Source organism: Arthrobacter sp. KNU-44, from assembly GCF_051843155.1.
In the GTDB taxonomy this organism is placed as follows: Bacteria; Actinomycetota; Actinomycetes; order Actinomycetales; family Micrococcaceae; genus Arthrobacter.
Window position 1 is genome coordinate 2,689,097 of the sequence record NZ_JBPXNG010000002.1, and the last position, 26,203, is coordinate 2,715,299.

The window sequence follows — 26,203 nt, forward strand, 5'->3', positions numbered from 1 at the left end:
CCTCAATTCAGCTGGGTTGGGATCATCCCCGTTGTGGAATTCAACAAGGCAGAGACGGCCCTTTCAGGGACGGCTGGGGGAGTTCTCAGGGTGTGCTCAAAGCTATCCTTTGGGACTCCAGTTGGCCTAAGCGCTTGCGCAATTTCCGCGGTGCAGATCGCCGTACAGGCGGTAATCGCTCACTCAAGGGGTGAATGCATCAGGCTAGCACCCGCCCCGATTGGGGCGATGGCCTTCCGTTACACTGGCGGCTATTGCCGCTGATCTTTTGCCATCACAGTAAGGGATAAAAATGCTGTATTACATGGATGAGCTCATGACGGCAATGAATGCGACCCCGGGACGACGCCGATTCAACGTATTTGGCAGTGTGCTCATCATTTTGATAGGCGTGGTCGTCGTTAGTGTTGGCCTGCCAACTCTGGTCTTCTTGGCGATCTTTTGCGTAGACCTCGTCGTGTATCTGATTCTCGTCGTTCGATGGGCCCGAAAAGACGCTTTGGCGGCCTATCGCCAAACAGAGAGCGAACCTTAGCGTCTGCCTTTCGATGAATTCCTTTGAACCCGGAAGGCCTGACATTGATTTACTCATCAACGGTCCGAACCATCGCCACCATTCTTGTACTCGCGTGTATCGCCGGCAGTATCGTCGTGGGGCTGCTGCACGAACCGAGGACTCCACTGCTTGCGTGGATGTCCCTGACCGTTGGAGCGATCTCCCTATTAGCAGTGCTGGCAACAAAACGAAGTCCCAAGCGGGATGCGGTTCTGTTCATCATCAGTGGGATGGCTGGCGGGGTGTTCATTGGAGCCGCGAAGGTGGACTTCCCGGGAACGCTTCCGATATGGCTCTGGACGATAGGCGCCTTCTGTATCGGAACCGCGGCCCTCATCGTCGACGCGGAGTCTGCCCAAAGCAAATCCGTCAATCGTCTCTAGGCGCGGGCAATGGGAAGTCTCAGAGCGGCCTACAAATTCACGGGAGTGCGCATACTGGCGGTCACGGGATGGCCGATATCCATTCGGACACTCGTGGTGCTCGGAACAGCCAGCGGGGTTGCTTTCGTCTGTGCTGTTCTGGCCGGATCGCTATTTGTGATGCGGCTGCTGCATGAGGCGTTGTCCTTCGACGGCGCACACGCCTATGCGGGCGGCAACGCAACGATGGCAATCATCCTGTTGGCGCTCGCCGTCTGCCTCTATATCTCCGTCGGTGCGCTACTTCTCAAACAGCGAAGAAGTGAGATCGATGTTTCCGGCCGTCCAGTCCACCCTCCCGCAGCTCATCGATTCACCCAAAGGAAACGGCCTGAACTATTTTCGAGCGTTGACCGCGATGACGAACGCAAGTCGCTCCGGATTGGGGTCAAACGACTTCGACAAGGCGGCCGAGGGGCTCCGGACTCTGAAAGGCTGCGAAGAATTCCCGTCCTTGTATCGGATGGAAGCAGACAGGTCGTCACCTTGTAGCCTCTCGATTTCAGCCGCCATGATCGCGGTCCCGGGGGCCTACGACTTCGGGGAGAACAAATGACCTCGGTACTGCGTCTTGAGAACATCGCCAAGTCTTTTGCAGATGGGCGCGGGACGCGACAGTTGGTCCTTTCGGGAGTCAGCCTGAACGTCCAGCCAGGTGAAATCGTCTGGCTGCGAGGTGAGTCAGGAACTCACGGCGTTGGAAAATGTCCTCCTCGCCAGCAGCCAACCCATGACACTCGCAACGATTGCGGAACAGTTGGATCGCTTCGGTCTTGCGGCGGTCGCTGACCGGCAAGCGAAGAGGCTTTCCGGTGGGCAGCAGCAAAGAGTCGCGCTTTGCCGCGCACTGATCAACGAACCATCGCTGCTATTAGCGGACGAACCAAGTTCGGGTCTTGACGCGCCAAACACTGAAGCCATCCTGGACGCCATGCGAACGGGCGCCAACAGCGGGTGCGGTGTCCTCGTCGCTTCCCACGACCAAGTCTTCCAGCAGGTGGCCCACCGTCAGCTTCCTATGAAGGAGTTGCTCCTTGAACAGAAATAGAGTCTTTGCTGCGAGGTCAGTGCGGCTTTCTCTATCGAAATTGAGGCCACTCGCGGTACTGATGAGTCTTGGCATCGCGGTATTCATTTTCGCCGACAGCATCGTCGAGGCCAGCATAAGTTCATACTCAAACAAGATCACCACCAACTCCGCCCTGAATTACGTTGAGGTGACATCAGTCGGTCCAGACTCAGCCCGCGAGATCACCGACGACTCGTTGTCCCGGTTCGACCAAATCGATCATGTGGTGGAGTCCTCCGGCTGGGCCCAAATTGACCTCGCCATAGACGATCCTGCGAATTGGCCATCTCAGAACAACCCCGGTGCATTCATGGGGACGCCATTTATCAGTGGCATTGCCCCAAAAGTACTGCTCGGAGACGTGCCCGGAGACGGCCCTGGGGAAGGCCAGATCCTGCTTCCCGACAAGGGACAGGGCCAGAAATACGCTCAGTTGCTCGGCGAAGAAATGAGGTTCGTGTACACAAAGGAAATCGGCCCCGGCAACGGGGAACCCGTTTCTATTTCTCTCCGTGTGTCAGGTATCTATGACAACTCGTCGCCCGGTACGGATGGCGCGCAGGCCGCGTACGTGTCCAGCAAGGTACTTAAGTCAACACTCGCCAACGCCCGGCCAAATGCCAAAGGGTTAACGTATCCCCGCGCATTTATTCGCGTTGACTCAGCAGAACGAGGTGGTCAATGTGCAAAACCAAGTCCGAGCCCTCGGGTACTCAGTGAACAGCGTCGCGGGCCAAATCCGGTCCCTGTCAGGCCTCTTCGCTCTTCTTGCCCTCGTCAGCTGGGTGATCGGTGGCTTCCTGATCATCTTCTGCCTCGGGGTCGGAGTGTCGGTTGGTGGCAGTTGGATTAAGCAGAGGGCCCGCGAAGTGGGTCTCCTCAAGGCCATCGGCTGGTCGGGGGCCTCGATAGCGGGCGTTTACATGATCGAGTTGGCAGCAGTGGGTCTCATCATTGGCCTGGTTGGGGCGCTCCTTGGAACTCTTTGCTCCGTCATAGGAACGACGGTCTTCAGCGGACTGCAGCTCGACCTCTTACCGGTGGCTGCGTGGGCAATGCCGAACTGGCTGCTCGTGCTGGGAGCACTCTTCTGCGTGCCGTTGTTCTTATGCCTTGGAGCCGTTGGACACGTCGCAAGACTCGCCCGGCTCGACGCGGATTCCTCGATGAGGGACCTGTAGATCCCCTAGTGCCGGCTTGGCTAGAACTCAGCGGACGGAGTGAACTTCGAGTCCCTCTATACCTTCGAAATCTGCGGTGTTGAGCGTGTAGAGGGGGAGGTCATTGGCGATCGCGGTTGCCGCTATGAGGGCGTCGTAAGCTCGTGCTTTGGGTTTACGACCATTCCGGCGCAGCGATGCGGCAACCTGACCGAAGGCCCGAGCGCAGGCCGCATCGAAGGGGAGCGGATCGAAGTCTGCTTCCGCCTGCTGGAGGTGCGCCTGCCGCGCAGCCCGTTCCTTGTCTGTGGCGGCAACCAGAGGGCCGACGGAGAGTTCCGCGAGGGTTACGGCGCTGATGAGGCATTCATGAGGCAACACGGACTCGGCGAGGTCTCCGAGCCCGATGACAGTGGATGTGTCCAAGATTCCCCGCTCCGGGGTTCCCTGGGTCACAGCCCCGCGTCCAGGATCTCGTCCAGATCTGCTCGGAATGTTTCAACGTCCACGCGCGGCAGATGCCGGCGGCTGGCGATCAGCTGTTCTGTCCGGCGGCTGCGTCGGCGCACGGGCTGAAGCTCGGCCACCTCGTGGCCGTCGCGGGTAACGATCAACGTCTCGCCATGAGCGACCCGCTCAAGGACTTCGCCGCCATGGTTCCGTAGCTCGCGCACTGTCACAGTTCCCATGCACTAAGTGTATCACCGGTGATACAGGCGAGACTCAGCTCTCGTTCGCCGCAAAACGCGCAGGAGGTCCGGCTGCCGCTATAGAAGCCCCTCCCCAATCTCCCGCCCGATCCTCCGCAGCAGCTCCGCCGACAGCGCCGGATCCTTCGACGAGTCCTGGTCCGTGTAGTCCGCCAGCGCGTAGACACGCGAGAGCGACATCTCGGACCACCGTTCCCGAGGCAGCAACGAGCGGCCCGCGACGGCGATGATCGGCCGGGTGCCCGAGCGGCGTGCGACGGCGGCCGGCAGCTTTCCGGCCAAGGTCTGCTCGTCGATGCTGCCCTCGCCGGTTATGATTTTCGCCCGGATGAGGTTCTCCGGCCTATTAATGTCAGTGGTCCCTGGGAGGCTTGTCTTATGGAAGGCATTCAGGGAACGCAGCTGATCGGGATGGGCGCGCCAGTCGGCGACGCGGCTCCGGATGCTGTCCCGTGCTTCCAGGTGCGGGATTTGATCGAAGCCGTGAGATCGCTTCGGCCAGGCCCCGAGAGTACTGAACTGATAAACCAGTTGCGTGGTCTTGAGGATCTGAAGTCCGCGGCCGCCGCCGCGCAGGCGAGGATCGCGGTCGCGTTCGATGCCGCCCAGCGCAGCGCCGACGCTGCCGCCGGCGTTCCGGCCGACGAACAGGGACGCGGGGTCGCCGCGCAGGTGGCCCTTGCCCGGCGGGAGTCCCCGGCCCGCGGATCCCGGCTCCACGGACTCGCGAAGGCGCTTGTGAGCGAAATGCCGCGCACCCTCGCCGCCCTCGAGACCGGACAGCTGAGCGAATGGCGGGCGACCCTGCTCGTGAAGGAAACAGCCTGCCTGTCCGCAGAAGACCGGTGCGCCGTGGACGAGGAACTTGCCGCCGACACCGGAGTCTTCGACGGCGCCGGAGACAAGACCATCATCGCCGCGGCCAAGGCCGCGGCGTACCGGCGGGACCCCCGCTCCGTCACGCAGCGTGCGGCACGGGCCGCCGGGGAACGTCATGTGAGTCTGCGCCCGGCACCGGACACCATGACCTACCTGACCGCCCTGCTTCCCGTTGCCCAGGGCGTGGCCGTGAACGCGGCCCTGACCCGGCACGCCGACACCCTCCGCAACGCCGGGGACACCCGCAGCAGGGGGCAGCTCATGGCCGACACCCTCGTCGAACGCACCACCGGCACCCCCGCAGGGATTTCCGGGGTGGAAGTCCAGCTCGTCATGACCGACCGCACCCTGTTCCAAGGCGATGCCGACCCCGCACGCCTGCCCGGCTACGGCATCGTCCCCGCCGGCTGGGCAAGGACGCTGCTCGCCGCCGAGGGAACCGGCAGCCACAAGGAACCCGGCCAAGCTGCACGGGTCCAGTCCGGGCAGGACCAGGATCTCAACGTCTGGCTCCGGCGTCTCTTCACCGCCCCCGGGACCGGGGAGCTGGTCGCCGCCGATTCGAGGGCCCGGCTGTTCCCGGCAGGCATGCGGCGCTTCATCCAGGCCCGCGACGACACCTGCCGCACCCCGTACTGCGACGCACCGATCAGGCACATCGACCACATCATCCCCTGGCACGACGACGGACCCACCAGCCTGGCCAACGGTGCGGGCCTGTGCGAAGCGTGCAACCACACCAAAGAACTCCCCGGCTGGACCGCACAAACCGGAACCGCAAAACCAGGTACCGGGACACGGCATGTCCTCGACATCCGCACCCCCACCGGACACACCTACCGGTCCACAGCCCCACCCCCGCCAGGCACTCACCTGAACGGAGACCCGCCCATCATGGCGGCACACTATTTCGGGACCCTGTTTCGTCGGCGCCACAGACGCGAACTACGCCAACCAGCCTAGGCACTGCCAGTACCAGACCAGCCGTGTACTGGTAGTGCGTGCGATCAGAACACGGGACCTCCCGTCTCGCCCAGCGGGTACTCGCGCTGGAGCTGTGCAACTTTCGGGTCGTCCTCGTCCGCCCCGTAGTCCGAGTTCCGCGTGATGTCCTTTCCGTCGGGGAGCTTCATTGCGCGGAAGACCAAGGAGAGTACGGCAGCAACGATGAGGTTGATCGCGAACGCCACGACGGCGATGTAGACCTGTACGTTGGTGCCCGGGATGGCGGCGATGGAGCCGCCGAAGTTGGCCTTCGTCACGGGGTTGACCACGTTGTACGCCGCGACGGTGCCGTAGATGATCCCGGCCGCCCAGCCTGCGAAGAGCGCCCAGCGGTGGAACCAACGGGTGTACAGTCCTGCCACGATCGCGGGGAAGGTCTGCAGGATCCAGATGCCGCCGAGGAGCTGCATATTGATGGCGGCCGACTGGTCCATCGCGATCACGAAGATCAGCGCCCCGAACTTCACCACAAGGGAGGCGATCTTAGAGACCTTCGCTTCCTGCCGCGGGTCGGCGTCGGGCCGGATCAGGTCGCGGTAGATATTGCGGGTGAACAGGTTGGCGGCAGCGATCGACATGATGGCGGCGGGGACCAACGCGCCGATGGCGATAGCCGCCAAGGCGATCCCGGCAAACCATGCGGGGAAGTTGTCCAGGAACAACTGCGGAACCACCAGTTGCGGATTGACGGCACCGTTCAGGTCAATGGGCTTGGTGCCCGCAGAGATGGCCGCGTAGCCAAGAAGGGCAAGGAATCCCAGCATCAATGAGTACAGCGGAAGCACCGCGGCGTTCTTGCGGATGGTGTTCCTGCTCTTCGTCGCCAGGACCCCGGTGACCGAGTGCGGGTACATGAACAACGCCATGGCCGAGCCAAGGGCCAGCGTCCAGTACGCCGAATAGCTCGCGGCACCCGGGATGAAGACGCCGGCCGGCTTACCTGTCGCCGGGCTGATGGCGTCGAGTTTCGTCTGGGCCGCACCGAAGATGTTGTCCCAGCCCCCGAACTTGATCGGCAAGTAGATCACAGCGACGATGACCGCGAGGTAGATCAGGAGATCTTTCACGACGGCGATGAGCGCCGGCGCCCGAAGGCCCGAGGTATAGGTGTAGGCGGCCAGGACCACGAAGGCGATGATCAGCGGAAGGTCAGTCAGCAGCACATTCTGCGCGCTGCCGAGGCCCAACACCGTGAGAACGGCTTTGATGCCAACCAGTTGCAGCGCGATGTAGGGCATGGTGGCGACAATGCCAGTGAGGGCCACCGCAACCGTCAGTGCCCTGCTGCCATAGCGCCCGCCAACGAAGTCAGCCGGTGTGACGAACCCATGCCGGTGCGAGACCGACCACAAACGGCTCATCAACAGGAACACGATCGGGTAGAGCACGATCGTGTACGGCACCGCGAAGAAACCGCTCACGGCACCAGTGGCCCACATCGCCGCCGGCACCGCCACGAACGTGTAGGCCGTATAGAGGTCCCCGCCGAGCAGGAACCACGTCACCCAGGTACCGAAACCGCGTCCGCCGAGTCCCCACTCATCGAGACTATGCAGGCCGGTTTCCTTGCCCGCGCGCCAGCGTGCGGCGAAGAAGCCCAGGACAGCCACCAGGATAAAGAGGACGACGACGACCGTGAGCGCGACGCCGTTGACGGGCCGGTCCGCTGTGGTCGCCAGCGGGAGGGTGAGCCCTCTCATTGTTCCCGCTCCTCGGTGCGTGCGCCGCGCGCGGCCTCGCGGCGGCGACGGTCCTCCTTGCTAACCAGCCAGTAGGCGACGCCGACCATTCCCGCCGTGATCGGGACCCACAGCATTTGGTACCAGTAGAAGAACGGCATGCCAGCGAGCCGCGGCTGATCAATCGAATACACCGGGACTAGCAGCGGAACCAGAATGGCGATGGCCAGCAGGATTCCGGCCACAATATACGGACCGGGCCGTGCTGGCCCCCGGGTCGGCACATCGGGAGATGACATGGACGCCTCCTCATAGAGACGGCCCCCGGAGCGGGATGGGCTTCCCGGGACGTGCCGGTGGCCTGACGGACCATACATGCACCGGTCCACCAACAGAATAGAGTCTGGATTAATTCTTTGACAGGGGAAGTGGTCCCGTTTTTTGACGCGCGCTCAGCACTGGAACAGCGGAGGGCGGCCACCGATGCCGGTGACCGCCCTGCCAAATGGGATCTGGCTAGCCGTCAGGATCCTTCGCGGCCGGTTGGCTGCTGGAACCTGAGCCGGAACCGATCACGCTGTGCTGGGGTTCGGGCATCTTCGAGTCAGCACCGTTCACTGACTGCCAGATGGACTTGTTGAACAGCTGCTCATCAATCTTGTCTTCGGTGGCAGTGTCCTGGGTGGCTATCTGGGGGGCCATCGGAGCGTTTGCCCCGTTGACGGTGGTCATGTCGTAGCTGGGCTTGAGGGCGGTGTACGGCGTGTTGTCCGGCTTGGCCATGAACGACGCGTTCATGGGAGTGGCGAAGGCGTCGAACTGGGTCAGCGGACCGATGCCGGCGATGAGGCCGATGGTGCGGACCATCGAAGCCGTGCTGTAGAAGGTTGAATCGACTTTCCCGGTCTGGGTATAGGGGCTGATGGCCAGTGCCAAGGTGCGGTGCGCATCCACGTGGTCCGGGCCGTTCTGAGCGTCATCCTCCGTGACGAAGATGGCGGTGTCCTTCCAAGCGGAAGAGTGGGACACAGTGTCCACCAGCTTGCCGAGCGCGTAGTCGTTATCCGCGACGTAGGCCTTCGGCGTGGGGGCGCCCACGCGGGTGGCTTGCGTGTGGTCATTCGGCAGGCGGACGAACTGGACCGTGGGAACGGTTCCGGATGTCACTTGGGACTGGAAGTCCTTGGCCCATTCTTCAATACGTGGGGTACCGCAGCCAGGCTTCAGCGGTGCGAACGAACCGGCTGAATCAGGGCAGCTCAGGTCGTAACCGTGGTAGTTGTGGTCGGTCTGCGCATCCAGGACTGGGTCCGCGGCGTTGAACGTGCCGGCGTTGTTGGAAACGTAGAAGCCGTAGTTGCGGAAACTGACCCCTGCCTTGGCGAGCCGCTGCCAGACGTACGTGTTGTCAGGCTGTTGGGCCGCGATTTCAGGGGCATTTCCTTCGCTGGGATACGGTGCCTTGCGGCCCGAGTAGTTGGCAGGCCACATCTGCTCTGCGTACGGGTTCGAGTTGGCAGAGGCCACCCAGTTCCAACCGTTGGCGCTGACTTCAGCATCGGCGTAGAAGTTGTCAATGGTGGTGAACTTCTTGGAGAGGGCCCGCATATTCGGCGCAGACTCGTCGCCGAAGAGATTCAGCGAAGGATCTCCATTGCCCTTGCCGAGGCTTCCAAGCACCTGGTCGTAAGTGCGGTTTTCCTTGACCACGTAGATCACGTGTTTGATGGGACTCTCTTGACCTGGTTGGCGCGGGATGATGTTGCCACCGGCGGTGTCCGGGCGGTTGTTGTTTTTGACCTGCTCGCTGGCCTTCTGCAACTGGCCGCCCTCAGGCACGCTGAAACTGCTCAGCGTGCCAGCGATCATCGATCCGCTGTACTGGTTTTCGGCGGCCGGTGCGGTTGACTCCGGGTTCGGGTGCCCAGGTCCGTTGTTAGGTCCGGCGCCCAGCCCCTTCGCGTTGGTGACATGCAATGTCCCGCCGATGAAGGCGAGCGAACTCGGGTACCAGCCGACAGGCACTACACCGGCCACTGCGTTCTGGGCAAGGTCGACGACGGCGACGTCGTTGTTCCCGGAGTTGCTCACGAAGAGGCGGTGCCCGGCTTCGTCCAGGGCCAGTCCGGTGGGATTGGTTCCTACCGGTGCGCCCTTTTCAGGTGCGACGCTGACACTCGAGCTTGTGCCGGCGGCCGTATCGACAACCGAGACGGTGTCGTCGTCGCCGTTGGCGACGTAAAGCGTACGGCCGTCCTTCGACAGGACGGACTTGTTGGGGTGGAGACCCACCGTGACGGTGCGGGAAACCTTCGGCTCGGCCCCTGTGATGTCCACCGCGGAGAGGTCCGAGGCGCCCTGGTTGGTGACGAACGCCGTCGTGCCATCCGGGGAAACCGTGACCGAAAGCGGTCGGTGACCGGCCGGCGTCGTCGAGACATTGCCAGTGGAGAGCTCGACGACGGACACGGCGTCAGCGAGCTGATCTGCAACAACCAGCCGCTTGCCGTCGGGCGTGATCGCCAATCCGGCCGGGAAGAGGTTGAGTGCCTTGCCCGCGGGCGTCGTGGTGGGAAGCTGGATGGGCGCACCTTCTGCCAGTTTGCCGCCGGAGTAGCTGTAGGTGCGGATCTTGGAGTTTGCTGCTGCGCTGGCGTAGAGCTTGGTGCCGTCAGGGCTCCACGCCAAACCCATGTAGAGGGATTCCGGGGACTTGTAAGAGATGGTCTGGTCTACCTCGTGGTCTGCGAGATCGACGAGTTGCAGTGACTGCGTACCTTGACCGTTGTTGGTGACCGCGAGCCTCTTGCCGTCGGGAGAAATGGCTGAGTTGAGCGGGAGGTCTCCGAGTGAGGTCTGCTGTCCGGTTGGCGTGACGCGCATGCCGATTGACGTGACTGCCGTTCCGTCCTCGTGGGGGCCGGCGAACGTGGAAACCGCCGCGAACGCGGCGCCGCCGACGAGCACACAAGACAATGTTCCGATGATGACCGGGATTGTTTTGAATTTCATGGTCCAAAGCTAGGAGCCGTGAAACACGTTGGCCCGACTCACAGGGAACCATCAGCTAAATCGTCAGTGAACTGATGAAGCGGGGGCCGGACAGTGTCGCTTCGCCAGGGGGGACGATCCAGTTTCATCGTCCAACCCCGCCGGGGTCTAGGCTCGGCCTCATGACAGCTGACAAATCGATGCCGCCGGATCCGATGCAGGACCCGCAGCGGAGGGGTCCGACGTCGCACTCCGGGTCCGGTGCCGAGGGCAGCTTCCGGAGTGAGTTGAAGCGCGGGGAGGACGTCATCGACCCGATGACTTTCGCCGGTTCGCTGCCCCAGGATCGCGGCATCGCCCCGCGTATTCGGATCAGCCCCAGCAAGTGGTTCAATCTGCTCTGGTTGATCCCGATCGGCTTCGTGCTGCTCATCGTCGCGGTGGCCGTCGCGAAAGGGATCCGGGGGTTGCCCCCCGTCGAGTCGTTCCTGAAGACCTATCCGGGAGCCTCAAAGCTGCCGTACGACGCCCCTGCGGGGTTTCCCGCCTGGCTGGGGTGGCAACACTTCCTCAACATGTTCTTCATGATCTTCATCATCCGTTCGGGTGCACAGATACTTACGGATCACCCGCGACTGTATTGGACGCGGCATTCGACGCCGGGACGGGATTGGTTCCGGGTACAGAAGCCAGTACCCGAAGATCCTTTGTGGACGGCTAAGAAGGATTCGATCAGCCTCCCTCAGCAGGTCGGCCTGCCGGGGCTTCGGCACTCGATCGGGCTTGCGCGCTGGTGGCACCTTGGGATAGACACGCTATGGCTGGTCAACGGAGTCGTCTTCTTCGTGCTGTTGTTCGCGACAGGCCAGTGGATGCGCGTGGTCCCGCTGAGCTGGGACGTCATCCCCAACTCGATCTCGGTTGTCATCCAATACCTCTCCTTGGAATGGCCCACCGAGAGCGGATGGACCAACTACAACAGCCTGCAACTGATCGCCTACTTCATCACGATCTTCATCGCCGCACCCCTGGCCCTCATCACCGGGCTAGGCATGTCCCCGGCACTCTCCACGCGTTTTCGGCGCATCAGCTCGGTCTTCAACATCCAGATGGCACGTTCCTTGCACTTCCTGGTGCTGTGCTGGTTCCTGTTGTTCATCGTCCTTCACGTGGCCCTGGTTCTCACTACCGGGGCGCTGGAAAACCTCAACCACATGTATGCGGGGCGCAACGACCAGTCCTGGACCGGGTTCTGGATTTTCGCTGCTTCGATGGTGGTCATCATCGTCGGTTGGGTCGCTGCTACTCCGCTCACAATTCGGCATCCGCGGCTCATCCAGAGGGCCGGTTACGCCCTGATTGGCCCGGCACAACGGCTGTTCGAGCACATCGACTCACGCCCGGGGCAGTACACGGAGAAGGACATCTCGCCGCGCCTCTGGCTGAACGGCCAGTATCCCGAATCCGACGAGTACAAGAATCTCTTTGACAACGATTTCCGGGATTACCGCTTGCGCATCAACGGGCTCGTGGGCAATCCGGTCGAGTTGAGCCTCGCCGAGCTGCGAGCAATGGATTACCACGAGCAGATTACGCAACACTTCTGCATCCAGGGCTGGTCGGGAGTAGCCAAATGGGGAGGGGTGTCGATGCAGGCCATCCTCGATTTGGTCAAGCCGGCACCCGAAGCAAAGTGGGTGGTGTTCTATTCCTTGGGTGAGGGACCGGATGAGGGCGACTACTACGATGCGCATCCGATCGAGCAGATGGGCTATCAGCTCACCATGCTCGCCTACGACATGAACGGTGCGCCGCTTTCGTACGGACACGGGGCGCCACTTCGGCTGCGCAACGAGGTGCAGCTCGGCTTCAAGATGGTCAAATGGATCAAGGGCATCGAATTCGTCGAGAACTTTTCCGACGTGGGCGGCGGCTTCGGCGGCTACAACGAAGACCATGAGTTCTTCGGATACCGGCAGTCGATCTAGAAGGCCTGTGAGGGTGGGCGCGGCAATCAGCCCGCCAGCTCTCTGCGCCGGAATCGCAACTCCCGCAGGGCACCTCCGAGCGGTGACCCGGTGAACGGTAGGTCCTCCAGCTTGATCTTTCCAGAAGCTGACAGGGCCAATGCATTGGCGGCGGCGGCAGCGCGTTGTGGCAAGCCGAGGTTCGACGCGAAATCGGCCCAGTGCTTCGCCTTGAGGTTTTTGGTTTTCCCGGACACCGGCAGCGCGAGCGAGTCGTCTCCGTACAGCAAGGTGCACGGAATGTCGTAGATCGGGGCCATGGCGAATCCTCCGTGCCGCCCCCCAAGGATCGAGAGATTCTTGGCATGGAGGTCACCGTTCCCGGTCAGCCAGGCAAAGACGAACTGCAGGTATAGATTGCGGCTTGCCACGAGTGGGGCTTTGCACCGCCCGGCAAGCGCAGCAGCGACGTCCTCGGACGTGACGGAATACTTGGAAGCCGGTGGCAGACGCATGACCTGCGCTCCGTCTTCCATGGGCAGGCGCACCCAGGAGCGGTGGTCCTTGTCCTGGACGCGGTCGAAGCGTTCCACCAGCAACCCAGGCAACCCGTGCATGTCCGTGATGATATGGCTCTTGGCTACAGGGATCTTGAGGCCTTTGGCGGCGGAGAGGTGCACCGCTTCGTTGGCCAGCAAGTGTGCGTGGTTGGGCGGGTCGAGTTTGAGTAGATATCGTTGCCCCCTGAGAGACAGCGGTGTGGTGAGCATAGAGGCACTTGCCTTGTCCTGTACGCCGGGGATGGCATGGCGGTCCACTGCGTTGGCGAGGGCGGCAAAGTCCAGTTCCTCGGGCCTGGATGTGTCGGCAAGGGGTGCGGGTTCGACGGGAATATCCCCGGTAGGGACCACTTGAACGTCTCCCGGGGCATCGGCTCCGACTGCGAGCAGGAGTGTGAGTTCGTCGTCGAGGCTGGTTTTGGTGGCGTCCCTGAGCACGCTCAGCCGGTGCCCCTCCGGCAGCAGGCCCGCGAAGAACGGCGGAAGAGCGCCAGCAGGAGTCTCGACGGGAAGGTCTGTCAGGGGCAATGAACTGGCAACCGCGGGCAGACCGGAGGTCAGGTACTCCGCCACGTAGGAAAAACTGACCACGCCGTGACCAGTGCGGGCGAGGTGGCCCGCCAAGACGCCGCCTTTGTGAACGTCCGCTGCACGAACGAACTTCAACTCCCCGAAATCGTCGACCATCAGGCCGCTGCCATGTGCAGGCCGACGGCGTTGGCTACAGCCACGACGGCGCCCAGTGAAGGATTTCCGGTGGCCGTCTCAATCGCGCGCACGGTCCTTTCGGAAGTCCCGGCAAGGTCGGCAAGGTCCGCCTGCGTGATTCCGGCCTCTTTGCGTGCCTTCCGTATGGTGGCCGCGATCGCCGCTAGGTCTTCCACAAGTCTCCGATGATCCGGCATGATGTTGCCGATTTGGCGGTTTTCTAGATCCATTCTGAACCATTTTTCCAAAATCGGCAAGATGCTGCCGAAAGTGTTGATTTTGGTTGCTATGAGGCCGCAAAAACATCATTTCGGCAAGATCCTGCCGATTCCAACTCTCGCGGCTCGAGCGTGCCAGCTACGTCCCCGCCAGCCATTCCGGCTCGAAGTCCGGATGGTCAGAGTAGGGCAGCGCGAGGGCATTCAAAGATTTCGTGGTCCATTCGATCGATTCCGGGATCCACTGCGGGGTATCCCCAAGCGTGCCGCGAACCATCGTGGCCAAGGCCGTCTGCCGTGCGGATTCTACGATCCTGAGCAGCCTTCTCTTTGATTCGCATTCCAGGAGGAGGCGCCGCTCGTACCATTTGCCCGCCTCGGAGACGGAGCGATCGCCGAGGAGTCTCCGCGCCGCAGCCTCGTCCTCGTCCAGGCGGTCCGAGAGGAAATCGACGATATCCACAAATTGAGCGTACGCGTCCCTTGCGGCCGCGGAAATGCCTGCATTCGCTAGGCGGGGTCTGCTTGCTTTTCGCGTTGGAGCTCGACGGCGCGAGCGGCAGCGGGGGACGACGCGACGGCAGCGGCCCGGGCTGAAACCGGGACGGCAGCGGCGGCTCGGGCGGCAACAGGGATGTTGACGTGGGGAATCGCGGCAATGTGCGGGAGGGCGTTGAAGTGGCTCCGGGACATGCTGCCGAACTCGTACGCGGTCTCGGCATGCTCGGACAAGTCCACTCCGGCGAGCTCCGCCTCGTGGCTGACCCGGAATCCGACGGTCTTGTGGATCACAAGGGCAATGATTGCTGTCATGATTCCAGACACTGCAAGGGTGACAAGAATGGCGACGATCTGCGCCACGAGCTGCTGGAGCCCGCCGCCGTAGAACAATCCCCCACCCTTGCCGTTGACGGGCAGCGCGATGAATCCGAGTGCGAGCGTGCCGACAAGCCCGCCACCAAGGTGGACACCCACGACGTCGAGGGAGTCATCGAAGCCGAACTTGTGTTTCAGGTCGACAAACACGGCGCAGGCGGCGCCGGCCACCAGCCCCAGGCCGAGGGCGGCGGCGGGAGCCACGTTGGCACAGGCGGGGGTAATAGCGACGAGGCCGGCGACGACGCCGGATGCGGCGCCCAGGGACGTGGGGTGGCCGTGCCGGATCTTTTCGGTGACCAACCAGCTGAGCATTGCCCCGGCCGGGGCTACGAGGGTATTGACCCAGATCAAGCCGGCTTGCGCCGACGTCGTGGCCGCGCCGGCATTGAAACCGAACCAACCGAACCACAGGAGGCCGGCGCCAAGCATGATGAAAGGGAGGTTGTGCGGGCGGTGGTTCGGGTCTTTTCCAAAGCCGTGGCGCTTGCCAAGGATCAATGCCAGGACAAACGCGGCAGCGCCGGAGCTGATTTCCACCACTGTGCCGCCGGCGAAATCAATCACCTGACCGAAGACCGAACTGATGGCCCCACCGGGGCTTAGGAGGCCGCCGCCCCAGACCATGAAAGCCAAGGGGCAGTACACCAGGGTGATCCAGATGGGGACGAAGATGACCCAGGATGAGAATTTGGCGCGATCGGCGATGGCGCCGCTGATCAGGGCCACGGTGACGATGGCGAAGGTGGCGCTGAAGCCGAGCTTGATGAGATCGGTGGAACCGACCAGGTCCGTCGAGCCGAAGCTGGTGAACGGATTGCCGAAAATCCCCAGGACACTCTTGCCGCTGATCATCGAGTAGCCCCACAGGATCCACACGGCGCCTACGATGCCCGCGGAGATGAAGCTCATCATGATCATGTTGAGGGAGGCCTTGGCCCGCGTCATGCCACCGTAGAAGAGGCCGAGTGCCGGAGTCATGAGCAGTGCAAGTGCCGCCGACACCATGACCCAAACGTTTTCCGCAGTGATATTCACGTGCGTTTCCCTTCTAATCGGAATGCCGTAGGAGGACCGCCGCAGCTTGGTCCCGTTCTTCCCCTGCCCAATGTTTCCGGTTCCGTGTTTCAGGCAGTGCGAGGAAAAATTGCGGGGACGTTACATAACCGGGCTTGACGTGAAGAACGCATGACGGGCGTGTTTCGGGAATGTTAACGCCACCCCGGCGCAGACGAGTGGCCGCCCGGGACAGGCGCCAAATATCCCAGTGATTCCGCGGATTCCTGGGCCAATCGAGGTGAAATTCTTCCATTCCGCCCGAAATCCGGACATTTCTTCCACGTGAACGGCGGCTCACCTCCCCTGGATGCCATGTTTCAGCCGAATGCTGGCGCGTCACGGGCGCCGGGCGCACACTTAGCCTGTGAAGCCGTTTCTCCTGCTCGCATCTCGCGCCGAAGACGCCGCCGCCGAGGAAGAGTACCAGGCGTATCTTCGTTTTGGAGGGCTCGTTCCCGAGGAGCTACAACGCATCCGAATGGAGGCGGCGCCCCTGCCACCGCTTGAGCTCTCCGACTATTCCGGCGTGATTGTGGGTGGCAGCCCCTTCACTTCGAGCGACCCGCCGGAACACAAGAGCCCGGTCCAGAAACGGGTCGAGAAGGAACTCGCGCAACTGCTGGACACGATTGTTGCAACCGACTTTCCCTTTCTGGGGGCCTGCTATGGGGTCGGAACCCTCGGGCTTCACCAAGGGGCTGTGATCGACCGTACCTACGGCGAAGGACTCGGCGGGGTAACCATCAAACTCACAGCGGAGGGCCTCCAAGACCCGCTCCTCGAAGGCATGTCCGAGCGCTTTGTCGCCTTTACCGGCCATAAGGAAGCCTGCACGGTACTGCCAGGACACGCGGTGCTGCTTGCCAGCTCGGCAGCCTGCCCGGTACAGATGTTCCGCATCAAAACGAACCTTTACGCCACCCAATTCCATCCGGAGCTCGACTCCGAGGGGCTCGTCACGCGGATCGACACCTATCGCCACGCCGGATACTTCCCGCCCGAGGCTGCTGAACAGCTGATGGCAGACGCCCGGAAGATCACGGCGACCGAACCCATGAAGATCCTCGGCAACTTTGTCCGCCGATACGCGATTCCTCAATAACGTCGGAGGAATGAAGCACAATGGGCCCATGACTTTTGCAAATGTGGGAAGCCTCGGCACGAAACCCGGCCAGCGCGACGCTGTCGTCTCTATCCTGCTCAGACCGAAACCGGAGCTCCGGGGCGCGGGCTGCCTGCTCTACGAGGTGGGCGTCAACGAAGAATCGCCGGACACGGTCTTTGTCTGCGAACTATGGGAATCGGCGGAAGCGCACCAAGGATCGCTGCAGCTGGACAGCGTCCGGGCCGCCATCGCCGAGGCAATGCCAATGCTGTCCGGAGAGTTGGGCGGGACCCGGTTCACAGTATTGGGCTCACCGATCCGCGACGCCTGATATTCACTCAGGCGACACGTGGCTGATGGACAGTATTTTCATAGCTCATACATAGCTGCAGTAGCTACGGTTGGTTCATTATGGAAGAGCGAGAGCCCCGTCGTCCCGGCCAAGGGTCCAGACGAAAGAGAAGTCGGTGGAACAGCTGGAGTCCCCGCCGACGTCGATCGGCCTTGCTCACAGCATTTGCGGCCATTCTTGCCCTGACCCTGACCGCCACGGTCTACTCTGCCGCGCACGCCCGCTCATCTGTCTCACATAAGGTATCGGCGATGGCGAGGGCCACGCCGTCGGCAGCTGTTCCAGCCGCAACCCCGTCGACGGCGGCCACGACGACGTCGACTGCCGCACCGTCGTCGACGACGGCCGAGGCGCCGACTGCCGCTCCAGCAGTCGCAGCTCCCGCAGTCGCAGCTCCCGCAGCCGCTGCGCCCGCAGTCGAAGCTCCCGCAGCCGCTGCGCCGGCTACCGGCGTGACCCCCGCCTTGGACGCCGAGATCAACGGCATCATCGACGCGAACAGCCAGTACCAGGTCGGCGTCACCCTGATCGACTTGTCCAATGGCTCAAGCCATCAGTACGGGGTCCAGGCGCCATTCGAGGCAGCAAGCACCGCCAAGGTCCTGGCTGCCGCCGCGTACTATCACCTCGTCGAAACGGGCGCCGTGTCCCTTGACGACCCCTTGGGCGACTACACGGCCGGATTCCAGATCAAGGAGATGATCCAGGACAGCGACAACGAATCCTGGTCCTTGATCATGGACGCTGTCGGCTATTCGGAACTGCAGGCCTATGCCGGGTCAATCGGCGTCAGCTATGACCCCATGGAAAACACGCTGACTCCAAGCGAAATGGCCAGCATCATGGCCGGCCTTTACGGCGGGAAGCTGCTGAACCAGCAGCACACAGCGCAGTTGTTGTCCTACATGCAGAACACCAACTATGAATCCCTCATCCCCGCCGCAGTGCCGGCCGGAATCACTGTTTTCCACAAGTACGGACTGCTCGACGACGAACTCCACGACGCCAGCATCCTCACCAACGGGACCGACTCCTACGCGTTCGTGGTCTACACCAAGGGTCAGGACGAGAGTGATATCCCCGCCCGCACCGACATCTTCCACCAGCTCACCCAGGCTGTGGCGAACGGCCTGTTCTAAAAGGACATTGGCCTATCTTGAGCATCACGACGCCGGCCGCGCAGTCAGACTGACTGCGCGGCCGGCGTCCTTGTTCCCTTTTGGGCGCTGAGCGCCTGTCGCGATGCTATCTATTTACCTCCCTTCTGCATGGGGTCGGGCCAATTTCCTATCAATCGGTTCTGGTCCTGCATGGTCTTCTCCTGACTAAAGTGTGTCCTGCGCGGTGTGGCGCAGTTGGTCGTGCCTGCCAGATGGGCAGGGGCGGCCTGATCAGTCGGGAGAGGAACCAGGATCGAATGCGGGATCGTCTGAGGGGGATTGCCCGCGATCGGGGATGGGTCCATGGCGGGGTGGCGGTGCCAGGGCGCGTTGTTCCGGCAGATCTGCCGCGCCAAGGGCGGAACCGCCCTCTGGACTCGACGTCGATCCTGCCCCAGGTGGCGAGACCGACGCAGGAACCGGCGTGTCAGGCGGCGGCCCGCCGGGGACCGGGGACACATCCGTTGTCGCGAACACTGCGGGGGGCATGAAGACAGCGCCGTCCGGCATGAATGCGGTGTTCCTTGTGAATCCGGGGTCGCTTGTGGCCGCTCCCTTGCCGGGCTGGACCGCAGATGTGAGAGGGCTGGTGCGGACAAGAGTGGTGGCCTCGGTGACAGCCGGAACGCTTGGTCCTTGAGGCGGCAGTGTCCCGGGCGACGGTGCCGGCGGCAATGCCGGCACGGAAGGCGGCTCGGGCAAGGCCGGGAGTTCCTTGATTGTGTTCTCGACCGCGGGCGGCACCGCGTCGACTGCTCCAACGACTGGCGTCAACACCTGCTCCCTTAGCTGGTTGACTACGGTCTCAGGAACTGTGGCCAGCTGGCTCGGGCTTGGAACCACGGACGCTACGTGGTCGACGAGCGATCCAACGGGACCGGTGAGGGGAACCGGGGGCACGGAAACCGACGGTGACGGGACAGCCGGAATCGTCGGCAGAAGGTCTGTGGCCCGCGAAGGACCGGCCAGCCACAGCAACCACGCCAATGCGCCGAATACGGCGAGAAGAACAGGGCGAACCCAAAAAATGCCACGGCACCCCAGATACCCAGCCAAACACTCCACCTCCCCAGTGCGGTGTTTGGATATTAAGGTACGCCGGTCCGGGGCGGCAGTCCATATGGCGGAGTGACATCATGTGACTTGGTGGCAGTCTTCATTAATCGGAGGAACACGTGGAAACCGTCAATCAGCTCCTTGACTCGATCAAGGACGTGGGCCGCGATGCGGTGCGCGGAGGATACTCAAGGGCCGTCTACTCGACGCCCGAGCTCGACCTCAGGCACTGGTTCATCGAACAAGCCCAACAGCGCGGCCTTGGCGTCGAGACCGACCGCAACGGCATTATCTGGGCCTGGTGGGGAAAGCCCCAGGACGGTGCGCTTGTCACCGGCAGCCACCTCGACTCCGTCCCGGGCGGGGGTGCCTTTGACGGGCCGCTCGGAGTCGCGTCCGCACTCGCCGCCGTCGACGTCCTTGCCTCTCGAGGCGTCAAGCCGGGGCGTTCCCTGGCCATCACCGTCTTCCCGGAAGAAGAAGGATCCCGCTTTGGCGTAGCCTGCCTGGGCTCGCGGCTATTGACGGGTGCCATCGACGTCGACAAGGCGCTGAACCTGCGCGACGTTGACGGCAACACTTTCGCCGACGTCGCCCGGAGCAACGGTCTTGATCCCCGGCACGTCGGTCCCGATCCAGAAGCCATGGCGCGAATTGGCGACTTCGTTGAACTGCATGTGGAACAGGGAAAGGGGCTGGGCCAGGGCGGGCCGGCCATCGCCGTCGGAAGCTCCATCCTGGGCCACGGCCGCTGGAAGCTGAGCGTCAGCGGCCAAGGCAACCACGCCGGAACCACTCTCATGGCCGACCGTGCCGATCCCATGGTCGCGGCGGCGCAGATCGTCGTTGCCGTCCGCGACACCGCGGCGAGGCAGCCGGATGCGCGGGCCACCGTGGGGCGCTTGACCCCGGTTCCCGGCGGCACCAACGTGATTGCCTCCCGCGTCGATCTATGGCTCGACGCCCGGCATCCCGACGACGCCGTGACGGCACAACTGATCGAATCGATCTACCGCGCGGCGCAGGAAATCGCGGCGGGCGAGGGATGCACCGTCACCCTCACCGAGGAGTCCTACAGCGACACCGTGCATTTCGATCCCGGGCTGAGCCGACGCATCGGCGAGCTCCTGCCGGACGCGCCGGTGCTGGCAACCGGCGCTGGGCACGACGCCGGAGTCTTGGCTGGACATGTCCCCTCGGCGATGCTTTTTGTCCGCAACCCGAGCGGAATCTCGCATTCCCCGGAAGAGTACGTGGCCGACGAGGATGCCTTAGCCGGCGCGATCGCCCTCGCTGACGTTCTGGAGGGACTCCTGTGAGCGGCCTCTGGTGCGAGGCGGCGCTTGTAAACGCCGACGGCGGTTCTGTCCCGGGCGGCGCGGTTGTCGCCACCGGCGTTCGGCTGGAAGTGCACGAGGGGCGCATCTCCCGGATCGCTACCGGCGTCGAGCCCGAAACGGATGACCGGATATTGAATGGGGTCGTCTTCCCCGCGGCGGCCAACGCCCATTCGCACGCTTTTCACCGGATCCTGCGCGGACGGACGCATGACGGGCGCGGTGACTTCTGGGTCTGGCGGGAGCAGATGTACCGGAGCGCGGCGGAACTTACCCCGGAGAAATACGAGAAGCTCGCCACGGCGGTCTTCACAGAAATGGTGGTCGCGGGTTTTAGCAGCGTGGCCGAGTTCCACTACGTCCACCACCAGCCGGAAGGAACGCCGTACCCGGAGCCGCATGCGATGGAACTGGCGGTGGCCAGGGCTGCCATGGCGGCTGGGATCCGCCTGACATTGCTGGACACCCTGTACCTCGCGGGAGGGATCGGGAGTCCGCTCAGCCCGGAACAGGCTCGGTTTGGCGACGCCGATGCCCAAGCCTGGTTGGACCGGCTCGCGTCACTGCGGGCCGAGGTGGCACGGAGCTTTCCGCCTGAAATGGTCGGCGTGGGGGCCGCACTGCATTCCGTCCGCGGAGTGCCCGAGGAGGCGCTCAAGACCGTCGCCCGGCGGTTGCCCACCGATATCCCGCTCCACATCCACCTCAGTGAACAACCAGCCGAGAACGAGGCGTGCCTGCAGGCCTATGGCGTCACCCCTGCCGGATTGCTTGCCCGGCACGGCCTGCTATCCGGGCGGCTTTCCGCCGTGCACGCGACCCACCTAACGTTGGAGGACATCCAGCTCCTCGGGGATGCGGGGGCAACGGTTGTGATGTGCCCCAGTACTGAGGCCGATCTCGCCGACGGGATCGGACCGGCACGCGCCCTGTCCGACGCCGGGGCGACCATCGCGCTGGGCACGGACCAACACGCCGTGATCGATCCCTGGGTTGAGATGCGCACCTTGGAACACGGAGAACGCCTCGGCTCCGGCCAACGGGGCAGGTTTTCACCCCAGGAACTGCTGCACGCGGCCACCATCGGCGCAACCGCATCCATGGCTACGCCCATTGTGTCTGCACTTGAGGTAGGTGCGGTGTGCGACCTCATGGCCGTGGCTCCGGACTCGGTGCGGACAGCCGGTTCCATGCCGCAGCAGTTCGCGTTCAGCGCGACGGCGGGCGACGTCACCGCCGTCGTGATCGCTGGCGAACTGGCGGCCTCAAACGGCGTCCATGTTCGGCTGGGTTCTCCGGGCGTGCTGCTCACCGAAGCGCTGAAGGAATTCTCCTAGGGCGCTTTCCTAGGGTGATATAACCGGGACTCCTTGGTTTAACTCGCTCACCCAAGACGCTCGCTCACTTATGTGGTTGTTTTCCGGATCCCTCGCTCACATCTAGTGAGCGAGGGATCCGGGAATTGGCCCTATATGTGAGCGGGCGTCGGCCGAAACGGCGGCACAAATGAGCGGGCGTCCGCCGGAACGGCCATTTATGTGAGCGGGCGTCGGGGGAGGGCTACTTCAACCCCGAACGGACGAAGGCATCCACGACGTATCGCTGCAGGAAGATGTAGATCAGGAAGATCGGCAGACATGCGAGCGAGGACGCTGCCATGATGGCGCCCCAGTTGTTGCCTTCGGCGCCCAGGAAGCCGCGGATACCGACTTGGATGAGGGCATCGGACTTCTGCATGATCAGTGAAGGCCACAAGTACTCGTTCCAGGCGCTGATGAACAGCATGATCCCAAGGGCCGCCAGCGCTGGCCGCAGGTTCGGAACCACAACTTCCCACAGGGTCCTCCATGACGACCGTCCATCCATCTGGCTCGCATCCAGGAGGTCCTTCGGGAAGGCCTCGAGGTGCTGGCGCAGCATCATCACCGCGAAGGCCGAACACAGTTGCGGGATGACGACGCCGGTGATGGTGTTGAGGAGGCCCATCTGCGAAACCAGCAGGTAATTGGGAATCATCGTGACCTGGAAAGGCACCAGCCAGGACCCCACGAACAACAGGTACAGGGCTTTCTTTCCGACAAAATCCCAACGCGCGAACCCGTACGAAGCCAGGATGGCCACGAGCAGTTGAGACACCGCCAACGTCAGTGCCATGCCGAAGGTATTCGCCAACATCCCCGCGATGGGAATGGTCTTCAGGACGTACTGGAAATTCTCCAGGCTCAGCGGTCCCGGCAACGGGTCGGTGGACAGGGCGTCCGACGGCGGTCGGAAGGCCGTGACGAACATCCAGTAAATGGGGAAGATCGAGACGATTGCCAAGGCGATCAGGAGAACGTGGCTGGGTACTAACCGCAAAGACCCAAGCCGCAACGAAGCAGACCGCCCGGCGGCAGGCGCCGTCGTCGGCCCCGAATTCGTCGGCCCCGAAGGCAGAGCATCCAAGGAACCAGGCTGGGCCGGCGGAGCGATGGTGATGAAGGCCATGGTGGTTCTTTCTAGTTGTCGTAGAAGCTGAGTCGCTCCGAGAGTTCCACGAAGACCAGGGCAATCAGCCCGAATCCGAGGAAGAAGAGCGTGCCCGCCGCGGAGGAGAGGCCGGCGTCGAAGTTCCTGAAGCCGAACTGGTACAGCAGGTAGTAGATGTTGGTGGACGAATTTCCCGGTCCGCCCTGCGTCACAAGATCGATGATGGGATATGTCCACTGCGCGGACAGCAGGATGGTCATGAGCGAGAGGAACACCAGGCTTGGCGAAAGCAGCGGGATAATGATCCGCCACGTGATCTGCCTGCCGCTCGCGCCGTCGATCGATGCGGCGGCAGCGTAATCCGGGCTGATGCCCGCCAGTCCGGCCGAAACCACCAGCACGCCGAAGCCGAGCATCTGCCAGCCGACAATCACGATCACCGCGATCATCGAACTGTCGGGATCGCGGAACACGTTGCCCATCGGCGCGCCCAGGGCGGCGGCGATCGCGGGAATCGTTCCGCCTTCAGGCGCGAACAGCCACCGCCAGATCGCGCTGCTGGCAACGGGAGTGATGAGGAACGGCACGAAGATAAGGGCCTGGTACGCGGTGCGGGCCCTGCCCTGGACCTTGCGCGAAAGCAGCGCGAACACGAGCGGCAGCGCAACGGAAATGCCCAGAAACGCCAGGATGTACAAGCCCGTGTTGATCAGGGCTTGGTGCAGCTCAGGCAGGCTCAGGACCTTCGCGTACTTCTGCACGTCCACGTACTGCTTGGGCTTCGTGGGGATCAGGTTCCAGTCGTTGAAGGACAGGTTTACGGTCTGTCCCAGAGGCCAGTAGGTCCAGACGAGAAGCAGGACCACGGCGGGCAGGATGTAGAGGTAGGGGCTCAGGGCGCGGCGCTTGGGGCGCCGGTTGGCCGGGAGCCCCGCCGGGCCGGCAGGGGCAATGCCCGTTGCCGGCCCGGCGGTCTCGATGAACATTCGTTCGGCTTCCTTCCGGTGCTGTGGCTGGTTAGCGAACGCTTTCGGCGAGCTCGCCGTCGGCCGCTTCGGCAGCGATGGAGGGCTCGACGTCGGACTCCTCGCCGGGAGCGGTCATCGCGGCGGTCGCCTCTTCGAGCGTCATCCTCTCGAAGGCGGCCATCTGCTCGGCCGTGACGGAGTACACCGTGGAGAACTCGCCGATCGGCACAACGGAGCTGAGCATCTTGTCCTTGTAAAGGTGGATCAGGTTGAACGCCTGCGCGCCGTTCTGTCCGCGCATGGACTTCGGCGCGACGTTGAGGTCCTGCGTGTAGCACGTGGCCGAAGCAACCGTCACGGGAGCGCCGCCGAAAGTGCTGAACGTGGAGTAGTGCAGGTGGCCGGCCAGGATGCCGCGGACGTCGGTGCCTTCGATGACCTTCTCGAAGCGGCTCTGTTCACGGAGTTCGAACATGGCCATCATCTCCAGTGGGCTGGGAACCGGGGGGTGGTGCAGGGCGATGAGGGTGCCGTGCGGGGCCGGGGTGGCCAGGACATCGGACAACCAAGCGAGCTGCTCGTCGGAGATTTCCCCGTGGTGCTTGCCCGGAACGGTCGAGTCCAAGGCGATGATGCGCAGGCCGTTGACATCGTGGACCATGTCCACGGGTTCCTCGCCGGCGTCGGAGTCAAGGAGGCCTGAGCGGAACGCGGTGCGCGCGTCGTGGTTGCCCATGACCCAGATGATCTTGGCGCCGAGCTCCTCGGCCACGGGCTCCACGATGTTACGGAGGCGGACGTAGGCGTCCGGGCGGCCGGTGTCGGCGAGGTCGCCGGTGAACACCAGCGCTTCGGGCTTGACCTGGGCCTTGACGAAGTCGCGGAACAGCTGGCGGAGGTTTTCGTCGCTGTCCACGCTGCCGTGCAGGAGGTCGTTGTCGGCCACGAAATGGGTGTCGCTGATGTGCAGGATGAAGTGCTCGGGGGCGGGGTGCTGGAGTTCGGTGTTCACGGTTTTGTCTCCTTGTAGGTGAGTGGTTCTTAGCGGGTGGAGCTGATGGTCAGGACGTCCCTGAGCCGTTCGAGGTCGACGTCGCCGAAATCGTGGGCCTGGAGCAGGCCGGTGGCGCCGCCGTACATTTCGTCTACGAGATCCAGCGTGGTTTCCAAGACGGTGGCGGGGCTCGCGGAGATGATTTCCCGGAGTTCCTCGCCGATGCCCGCAAGGCCCGGGTGGCTGGAGGCGGCAGCCATCATGGCGTCGCTCCATTCACCGCGCAGGTTTTCCTCGCTGGCTGTGTAGTCGAGGATCACCTGCTCGCGGTCCACCCCCGCGGCCAGGAGGGCGAGGGCAATCACGACGCCAGTGCGGTCCTTGCCCGCGGTGCAGTGCACCAGGACAGGATCTGTTCCGGAGTCGGCAATGAGGCGAATAGCGTCGGCAAGGCGCTGGGCGTGGCTCTCGATCATGAGCCGGTAGATGTGCGCCAGGGTGGTGATCTCAGCGGTACCGGGGACGTTGCCCTCTTCGAAAATCGGGTTGTGCCTCGTGTCGACCGCGAGTCCTTCAAGGTTGCTGGGTGACTTGGCCAGCTCGGTGCGGTCACGCAGGTCGATGACCAGACGGATGCCGAGCTCGGAGAATTGCCGGCGTCCGGCGTCGGTCAGTCCGTGCAATGCGTCCGAGCGGTACAGCTTTCCTTGGCGGATGGTCCGCACGACGGCGGCATCGCCCGGCGTGGCAGCGGGAGCATCGGCGGCGGGATAGCCCGCCGTGCTCCGGAAATTGTAGGTGCCCTCCACGGGGTAGGGGCGGTTGCGGGTTCCGAAGACTGCGTCCTCGGCAGTGGTTGTCACAGCTGATGTCCTTCCGGATGGGCCGGAGAAGATGGGTCCG

The 26,203-nt window shown here is 63.1% G+C and carries 26 protein-coding genes and 1 pseudogene; 12 read left to right on the plus strand and 15 right to left on the minus strand.

What is annotated here, in order from left to right; translation table 11 throughout:
* Positions 1–304: 304 nt before the first annotated feature.
* The 5 genes and pseudogenes from ACSVHC_RS13610 to ACSVHC_RS13630 all read left to right on the plus strand — a co-directional run bounded on the left by ACSVHC_RS13610 (position 305) and on the right by ACSVHC_RS13630 (position 3,228).
* Positions 305–535, plus strand: coding sequence for a hypothetical protein (locus ACSVHC_RS13610; protein WP_437771536.1), 231 nt, complete (start codon positions 305–307; stop codon positions 533–535).
* Positions 536–579: 44 nt separating this feature from the next.
* Positions 580–939, plus strand: a complete 360-nt coding sequence (locus ACSVHC_RS13615) for a hypothetical protein (RefSeq protein WP_439181015.1) — start codon at positions 580–582, stop codon at positions 937–939.
* 9 nt (positions 940–948) lie between these two features.
* On the plus strand, positions 949–1,470 hold the full coding sequence (locus ACSVHC_RS13620) for a hypothetical protein (RefSeq protein ID WP_437771534.1): 522 nt from the start codon (positions 949–951) through the stop codon (positions 1,468–1,470).
* A 184-nt stretch (positions 1,471–1,654) separates the two neighbouring features.
* A pseudogene (locus ACSVHC_RS13625) lies at positions 1,655–1,855 on the plus strand (ATP-binding cassette domain-containing protein); the annotation flags it as partial.
* Between the two features lie 848 nt (positions 1,856–2,703).
* Positions 2,704–3,228 (plus strand): FtsX-like permease family protein, encoded by a 525-nt coding sequence (locus tag ACSVHC_RS13630; protein WP_439181016.1) that lies wholly within the window; start codon positions 2,704–2,706, stop codon positions 3,226–3,228.
* Positions 3,229–3,255: 27 nt separating this feature from the next.
* Here ACSVHC_RS13630 and ACSVHC_RS13635 read toward each other — a convergent pair whose 3' ends face one another.
* The 3 genes from ACSVHC_RS13635 to ACSVHC_RS13645 form a co-directional block, all read right to left on the minus strand.
* A complete protein-coding gene (locus tag ACSVHC_RS13635) occupies positions 3,256–3,633 on the minus strand; it encodes a type II toxin-antitoxin system VapC family toxin (RefSeq protein ID WP_437771532.1) in 378 nt (125 codons plus the stop codon).
* A gap of 26 nt (positions 3,634–3,659) precedes the next feature.
* On the minus strand, positions 3,660–3,896 hold the full coding sequence (locus tag ACSVHC_RS13640) for a type II toxin-antitoxin system Phd/YefM family antitoxin (RefSeq protein WP_437771531.1): 237 nt from the start codon (positions 3,894–3,896) through the stop codon (positions 3,660–3,662).
* A 78-nt stretch (positions 3,897–3,974) separates the two neighbouring features.
* Complete coding sequence (locus ACSVHC_RS13645; RefSeq protein WP_437771530.1) at positions 3,975–4,199, minus strand: hypothetical protein; 225 nt, start codon at positions 4,197–4,199, stop codon at positions 3,975–3,977.
* Positions 4,200–4,295: 96 nt separating this feature from the next.
* Between ACSVHC_RS13645 and ACSVHC_RS13650 the strand changes: the two genes are divergently transcribed.
* Positions 4,296–5,759 (plus strand): HNH endonuclease, encoded by a 1,464-nt coding sequence (locus ACSVHC_RS13650; RefSeq protein ID WP_437771529.1) that lies wholly within the window; start codon positions 4,296–4,298, stop codon positions 5,757–5,759.
* A gap of 44 nt (positions 5,760–5,803) precedes the next feature.
* Here the strand turns inward: ACSVHC_RS13650 and mctP are convergent, their stop codons facing one another.
* The 3 genes from mctP to ACSVHC_RS13665 all read right to left on the minus strand — a co-directional run bounded on the left by mctP (position 5,804) and on the right by ACSVHC_RS13665 (position 10,492).
* Positions 5,804–7,501 carry a monocarboxylate uptake permease MctP gene (mctP, locus tag ACSVHC_RS13655; RefSeq protein WP_437771528.1) on the minus strand — a complete coding sequence of 566 codons (1,698 nt, stop codon included), beginning with the start codon at positions 7,499–7,501 and terminating at the stop codon, positions 5,804–5,806.
* Positions 7,498–7,779: a DUF3311 domain-containing protein gene (locus ACSVHC_RS13660; protein WP_437771527.1), complete on the minus strand. Its 282-nt coding sequence runs from the start codon at positions 7,777–7,779 to the stop codon at positions 7,498–7,500. The genes mctP and ACSVHC_RS13660 overlap by 4 nt, the downstream gene beginning before the upstream one ends.
* A gap of 217 nt (positions 7,780–7,996) precedes the next feature.
* Entirely contained in the window at positions 7,997–10,492 is a 2,496-nt protein-coding gene (locus ACSVHC_RS13665) for an alkaline phosphatase family protein (protein ID WP_439181017.1), read from the minus strand.
* A gap of 161 nt (positions 10,493–10,653) precedes the next feature.
* Between ACSVHC_RS13665 and ACSVHC_RS13670 the strand changes: the two genes are divergently transcribed.
* The gene (locus ACSVHC_RS13670; protein WP_437771525.1) at positions 10,654–12,459 is read left to right on the plus strand and encodes a molybdopterin-dependent oxidoreductase; all 1,806 of its coding nucleotides are present in this window, start codon (positions 10,654–10,656) and stop codon (positions 12,457–12,459) included.
* Positions 12,460–12,485: 26 nt separating this feature from the next.
* Here the strand turns inward: ACSVHC_RS13670 and ACSVHC_RS13675 are convergent, their stop codons facing one another.
* From ACSVHC_RS13675 to ACSVHC_RS13690, 4 genes are all read right to left on the minus strand, one after another.
* Positions 12,486–13,685, minus strand: coding sequence for a type II toxin-antitoxin system HipA family toxin (locus ACSVHC_RS13675; RefSeq protein ID WP_437771524.1), 1,200 nt, complete (start codon positions 13,683–13,685; stop codon positions 12,486–12,488).
* A complete protein-coding gene (locus ACSVHC_RS13680; RefSeq protein ID WP_437771523.1) occupies positions 13,685–13,936 on the minus strand; it encodes a helix-turn-helix transcriptional regulator in 252 nt (83 codons plus the stop codon). Before ACSVHC_RS13680 ends, ACSVHC_RS13675 begins: the two co-directional genes overlap by 1 nt.
* Before the next feature lie 127 nt (positions 13,937–14,063).
* Entirely contained in the window at positions 14,064–14,387 is a 324-nt protein-coding gene (locus ACSVHC_RS13685) for a DUF6221 family protein (RefSeq protein ID WP_437771522.1), read from the minus strand.
* Between the two features lie 47 nt (positions 14,388–14,434).
* Positions 14,435–15,838 carry an ammonium transporter gene (locus tag ACSVHC_RS13690; RefSeq protein ID WP_439181018.1) on the minus strand — a complete coding sequence of 468 codons (1,404 nt, stop codon included), beginning with the start codon at positions 15,836–15,838 and terminating at the stop codon, positions 14,435–14,437.
* A 385-nt stretch (positions 15,839–16,223) separates the two neighbouring features.
* Between ACSVHC_RS13690 and ACSVHC_RS13695 the strand changes: the two genes are divergently transcribed.
* The 3 genes from ACSVHC_RS13695 to ACSVHC_RS13705 all read left to right on the plus strand — a co-directional run bounded on the left by ACSVHC_RS13695 (position 16,224) and on the right by ACSVHC_RS13705 (position 18,455).
* Positions 16,224–16,961 carry a glutamine amidotransferase gene (locus ACSVHC_RS13695; protein WP_437771520.1) on the plus strand — a complete coding sequence of 246 codons (738 nt, stop codon included), beginning with the start codon at positions 16,224–16,226 and terminating at the stop codon, positions 16,959–16,961.
* Between the two features lie 28 nt (positions 16,962–16,989).
* On the plus strand, positions 16,990–17,295 hold the full coding sequence (locus ACSVHC_RS13700; RefSeq protein ID WP_437771519.1) for a putative quinol monooxygenase: 306 nt from the start codon (positions 16,990–16,992) through the stop codon (positions 17,293–17,295).
* Between the two features lie 173 nt (positions 17,296–17,468).
* Positions 17,469–18,455 carry a serine hydrolase gene (locus ACSVHC_RS13705; RefSeq protein WP_439181019.1) on the plus strand — a complete coding sequence of 329 codons (987 nt, stop codon included), beginning with the start codon at positions 17,469–17,471 and terminating at the stop codon, positions 18,453–18,455.
* A gap of 252 nt (positions 18,456–18,707) precedes the next feature.
* Here ACSVHC_RS13705 and ACSVHC_RS13710 read toward each other — a convergent pair whose 3' ends face one another.
* Entirely contained in the window at positions 18,708–19,376 is a 669-nt protein-coding gene (locus tag ACSVHC_RS13710) for a hypothetical protein (protein WP_437771517.1), read from the minus strand.
* Between the two features lie 275 nt (positions 19,377–19,651).
* Between ACSVHC_RS13710 and ACSVHC_RS13715 the strand changes: the two genes are divergently transcribed.
* Positions 19,652–20,851, plus strand: coding sequence for an allantoate amidohydrolase (locus ACSVHC_RS13715; protein ID WP_437771516.1), 1,200 nt, complete (start codon positions 19,652–19,654; stop codon positions 20,849–20,851).
* Positions 20,848–22,206, plus strand: coding sequence for a formimidoylglutamate deiminase (locus ACSVHC_RS13720; RefSeq protein ID WP_437771515.1), 1,359 nt, complete (start codon positions 20,848–20,850; stop codon positions 22,204–22,206). Before ACSVHC_RS13715 ends, ACSVHC_RS13720 begins: the two co-directional genes overlap by 4 nt.
* A gap of 223 nt (positions 22,207–22,429) precedes the next feature.
* Here ACSVHC_RS13720 and ACSVHC_RS13725 read toward each other — a convergent pair whose 3' ends face one another.
* Genes ACSVHC_RS13725 through ACSVHC_RS13740 form a run of 4 tightly spaced genes read right to left on the minus strand, consistent with a single transcriptional unit; the run spans position 22,430 to position 26,163 of the window.
* A complete protein-coding gene (locus ACSVHC_RS13725) occupies positions 22,430–23,356 on the minus strand; it encodes a carbohydrate ABC transporter permease (protein WP_437771514.1) in 927 nt (308 codons plus the stop codon).
* Between the two features lie 11 nt (positions 23,357–23,367).
* Positions 23,368–24,324 carry a carbohydrate ABC transporter permease gene (locus ACSVHC_RS13730; protein WP_437771513.1) on the minus strand — a complete coding sequence of 319 codons (957 nt, stop codon included), beginning with the start codon at positions 24,322–24,324 and terminating at the stop codon, positions 23,368–23,370.
* A gap of 31 nt (positions 24,325–24,355) precedes the next feature.
* The gene (locus ACSVHC_RS13735; RefSeq protein ID WP_437771512.1) at positions 24,356–25,318 is read right to left on the minus strand and encodes a phosphodiesterase; all 963 of its coding nucleotides are present in this window, start codon (positions 25,316–25,318) and stop codon (positions 24,356–24,358) included.
* A 29-nt stretch (positions 25,319–25,347) separates the two neighbouring features.
* On the minus strand, positions 25,348–26,163 hold the full coding sequence (locus tag ACSVHC_RS13740; protein ID WP_437771511.1) for a tyrosine-protein phosphatase: 816 nt from the start codon (positions 26,161–26,163) through the stop codon (positions 25,348–25,350).
* Positions 26,164–26,203 lie beyond the last annotated feature (40 nt).

Coding starts and splice junctions, on each gene's coding strand:
- ACSVHC_RS13670 (WP_437771525.1), top strand. CDS start 10,654: ATGACAGCTGACAAATCGATGCCGCCGGATCCGATGCAGGACCCGCAG.
- ACSVHC_RS13620 (WP_437771534.1), top strand. CDS start 949: ATGGGAAGTCTCAGAGCGGCCTACAAATTCACGGGAGTGCGCATACTG.
- ACSVHC_RS13725 (WP_437771514.1), bottom strand. CDS start 23,356: ATGGCCTTCATCACCATCGCTCCGCCGGCCCAGCCTGGTTCCTTGGAT.
- ACSVHC_RS13660 (WP_437771527.1), bottom strand. CDS start 7,779: ATGTCATCTCCCGATGTGCCGACCCGGGGGCCAGCACGGCCCGGTCCG.
- ACSVHC_RS13610 (WP_437771536.1), top strand. CDS start 305: ATGGATGAGCTCATGACGGCAATGAATGCGACCCCGGGACGACGCCGA.
- ACSVHC_RS13675 (WP_437771524.1), bottom strand. CDS start 13,685: ATGGTCGACGATTTCGGGGAGTTGAAGTTCGTTCGTGCAGCGGACGTT.
- ACSVHC_RS13730 (WP_437771513.1), bottom strand. CDS start 24,324: ATGTTCATCGAGACCGCCGGGCCGGCAACGGGCATTGCCCCTGCCGGC.
- ACSVHC_RS13665 (WP_439181017.1), bottom strand. CDS start 10,492: ATGAAATTCAAAACAATCCCGGTCATCATCGGAACATTGTCTTGTGTG.
- ACSVHC_RS13680 (WP_437771523.1), bottom strand. CDS start 13,936: ATGGATCTAGAAAACCGCCAAATCGGCAACATCATGCCGGATCATCGG.
- ACSVHC_RS13700 (WP_437771519.1), top strand. CDS start 16,990: ATGACTTTTGCAAATGTGGGAAGCCTCGGCACGAAACCCGGCCAGCGC.
- mctP (WP_437771528.1), bottom strand. CDS start 7,501: ATGAGAGGGCTCACCCTCCCGCTGGCGACCACAGCGGACCGGCCCGTC.
- ACSVHC_RS13640 (WP_437771531.1), bottom strand. CDS start 3,896: ATGGGAACTGTGACAGTGCGCGAGCTACGGAACCATGGCGGCGAAGTC.
- ACSVHC_RS13650 (WP_437771529.1), top strand. CDS start 4,296: ATGGAAGGCATTCAGGGAACGCAGCTGATCGGGATGGGCGCGCCAGTC.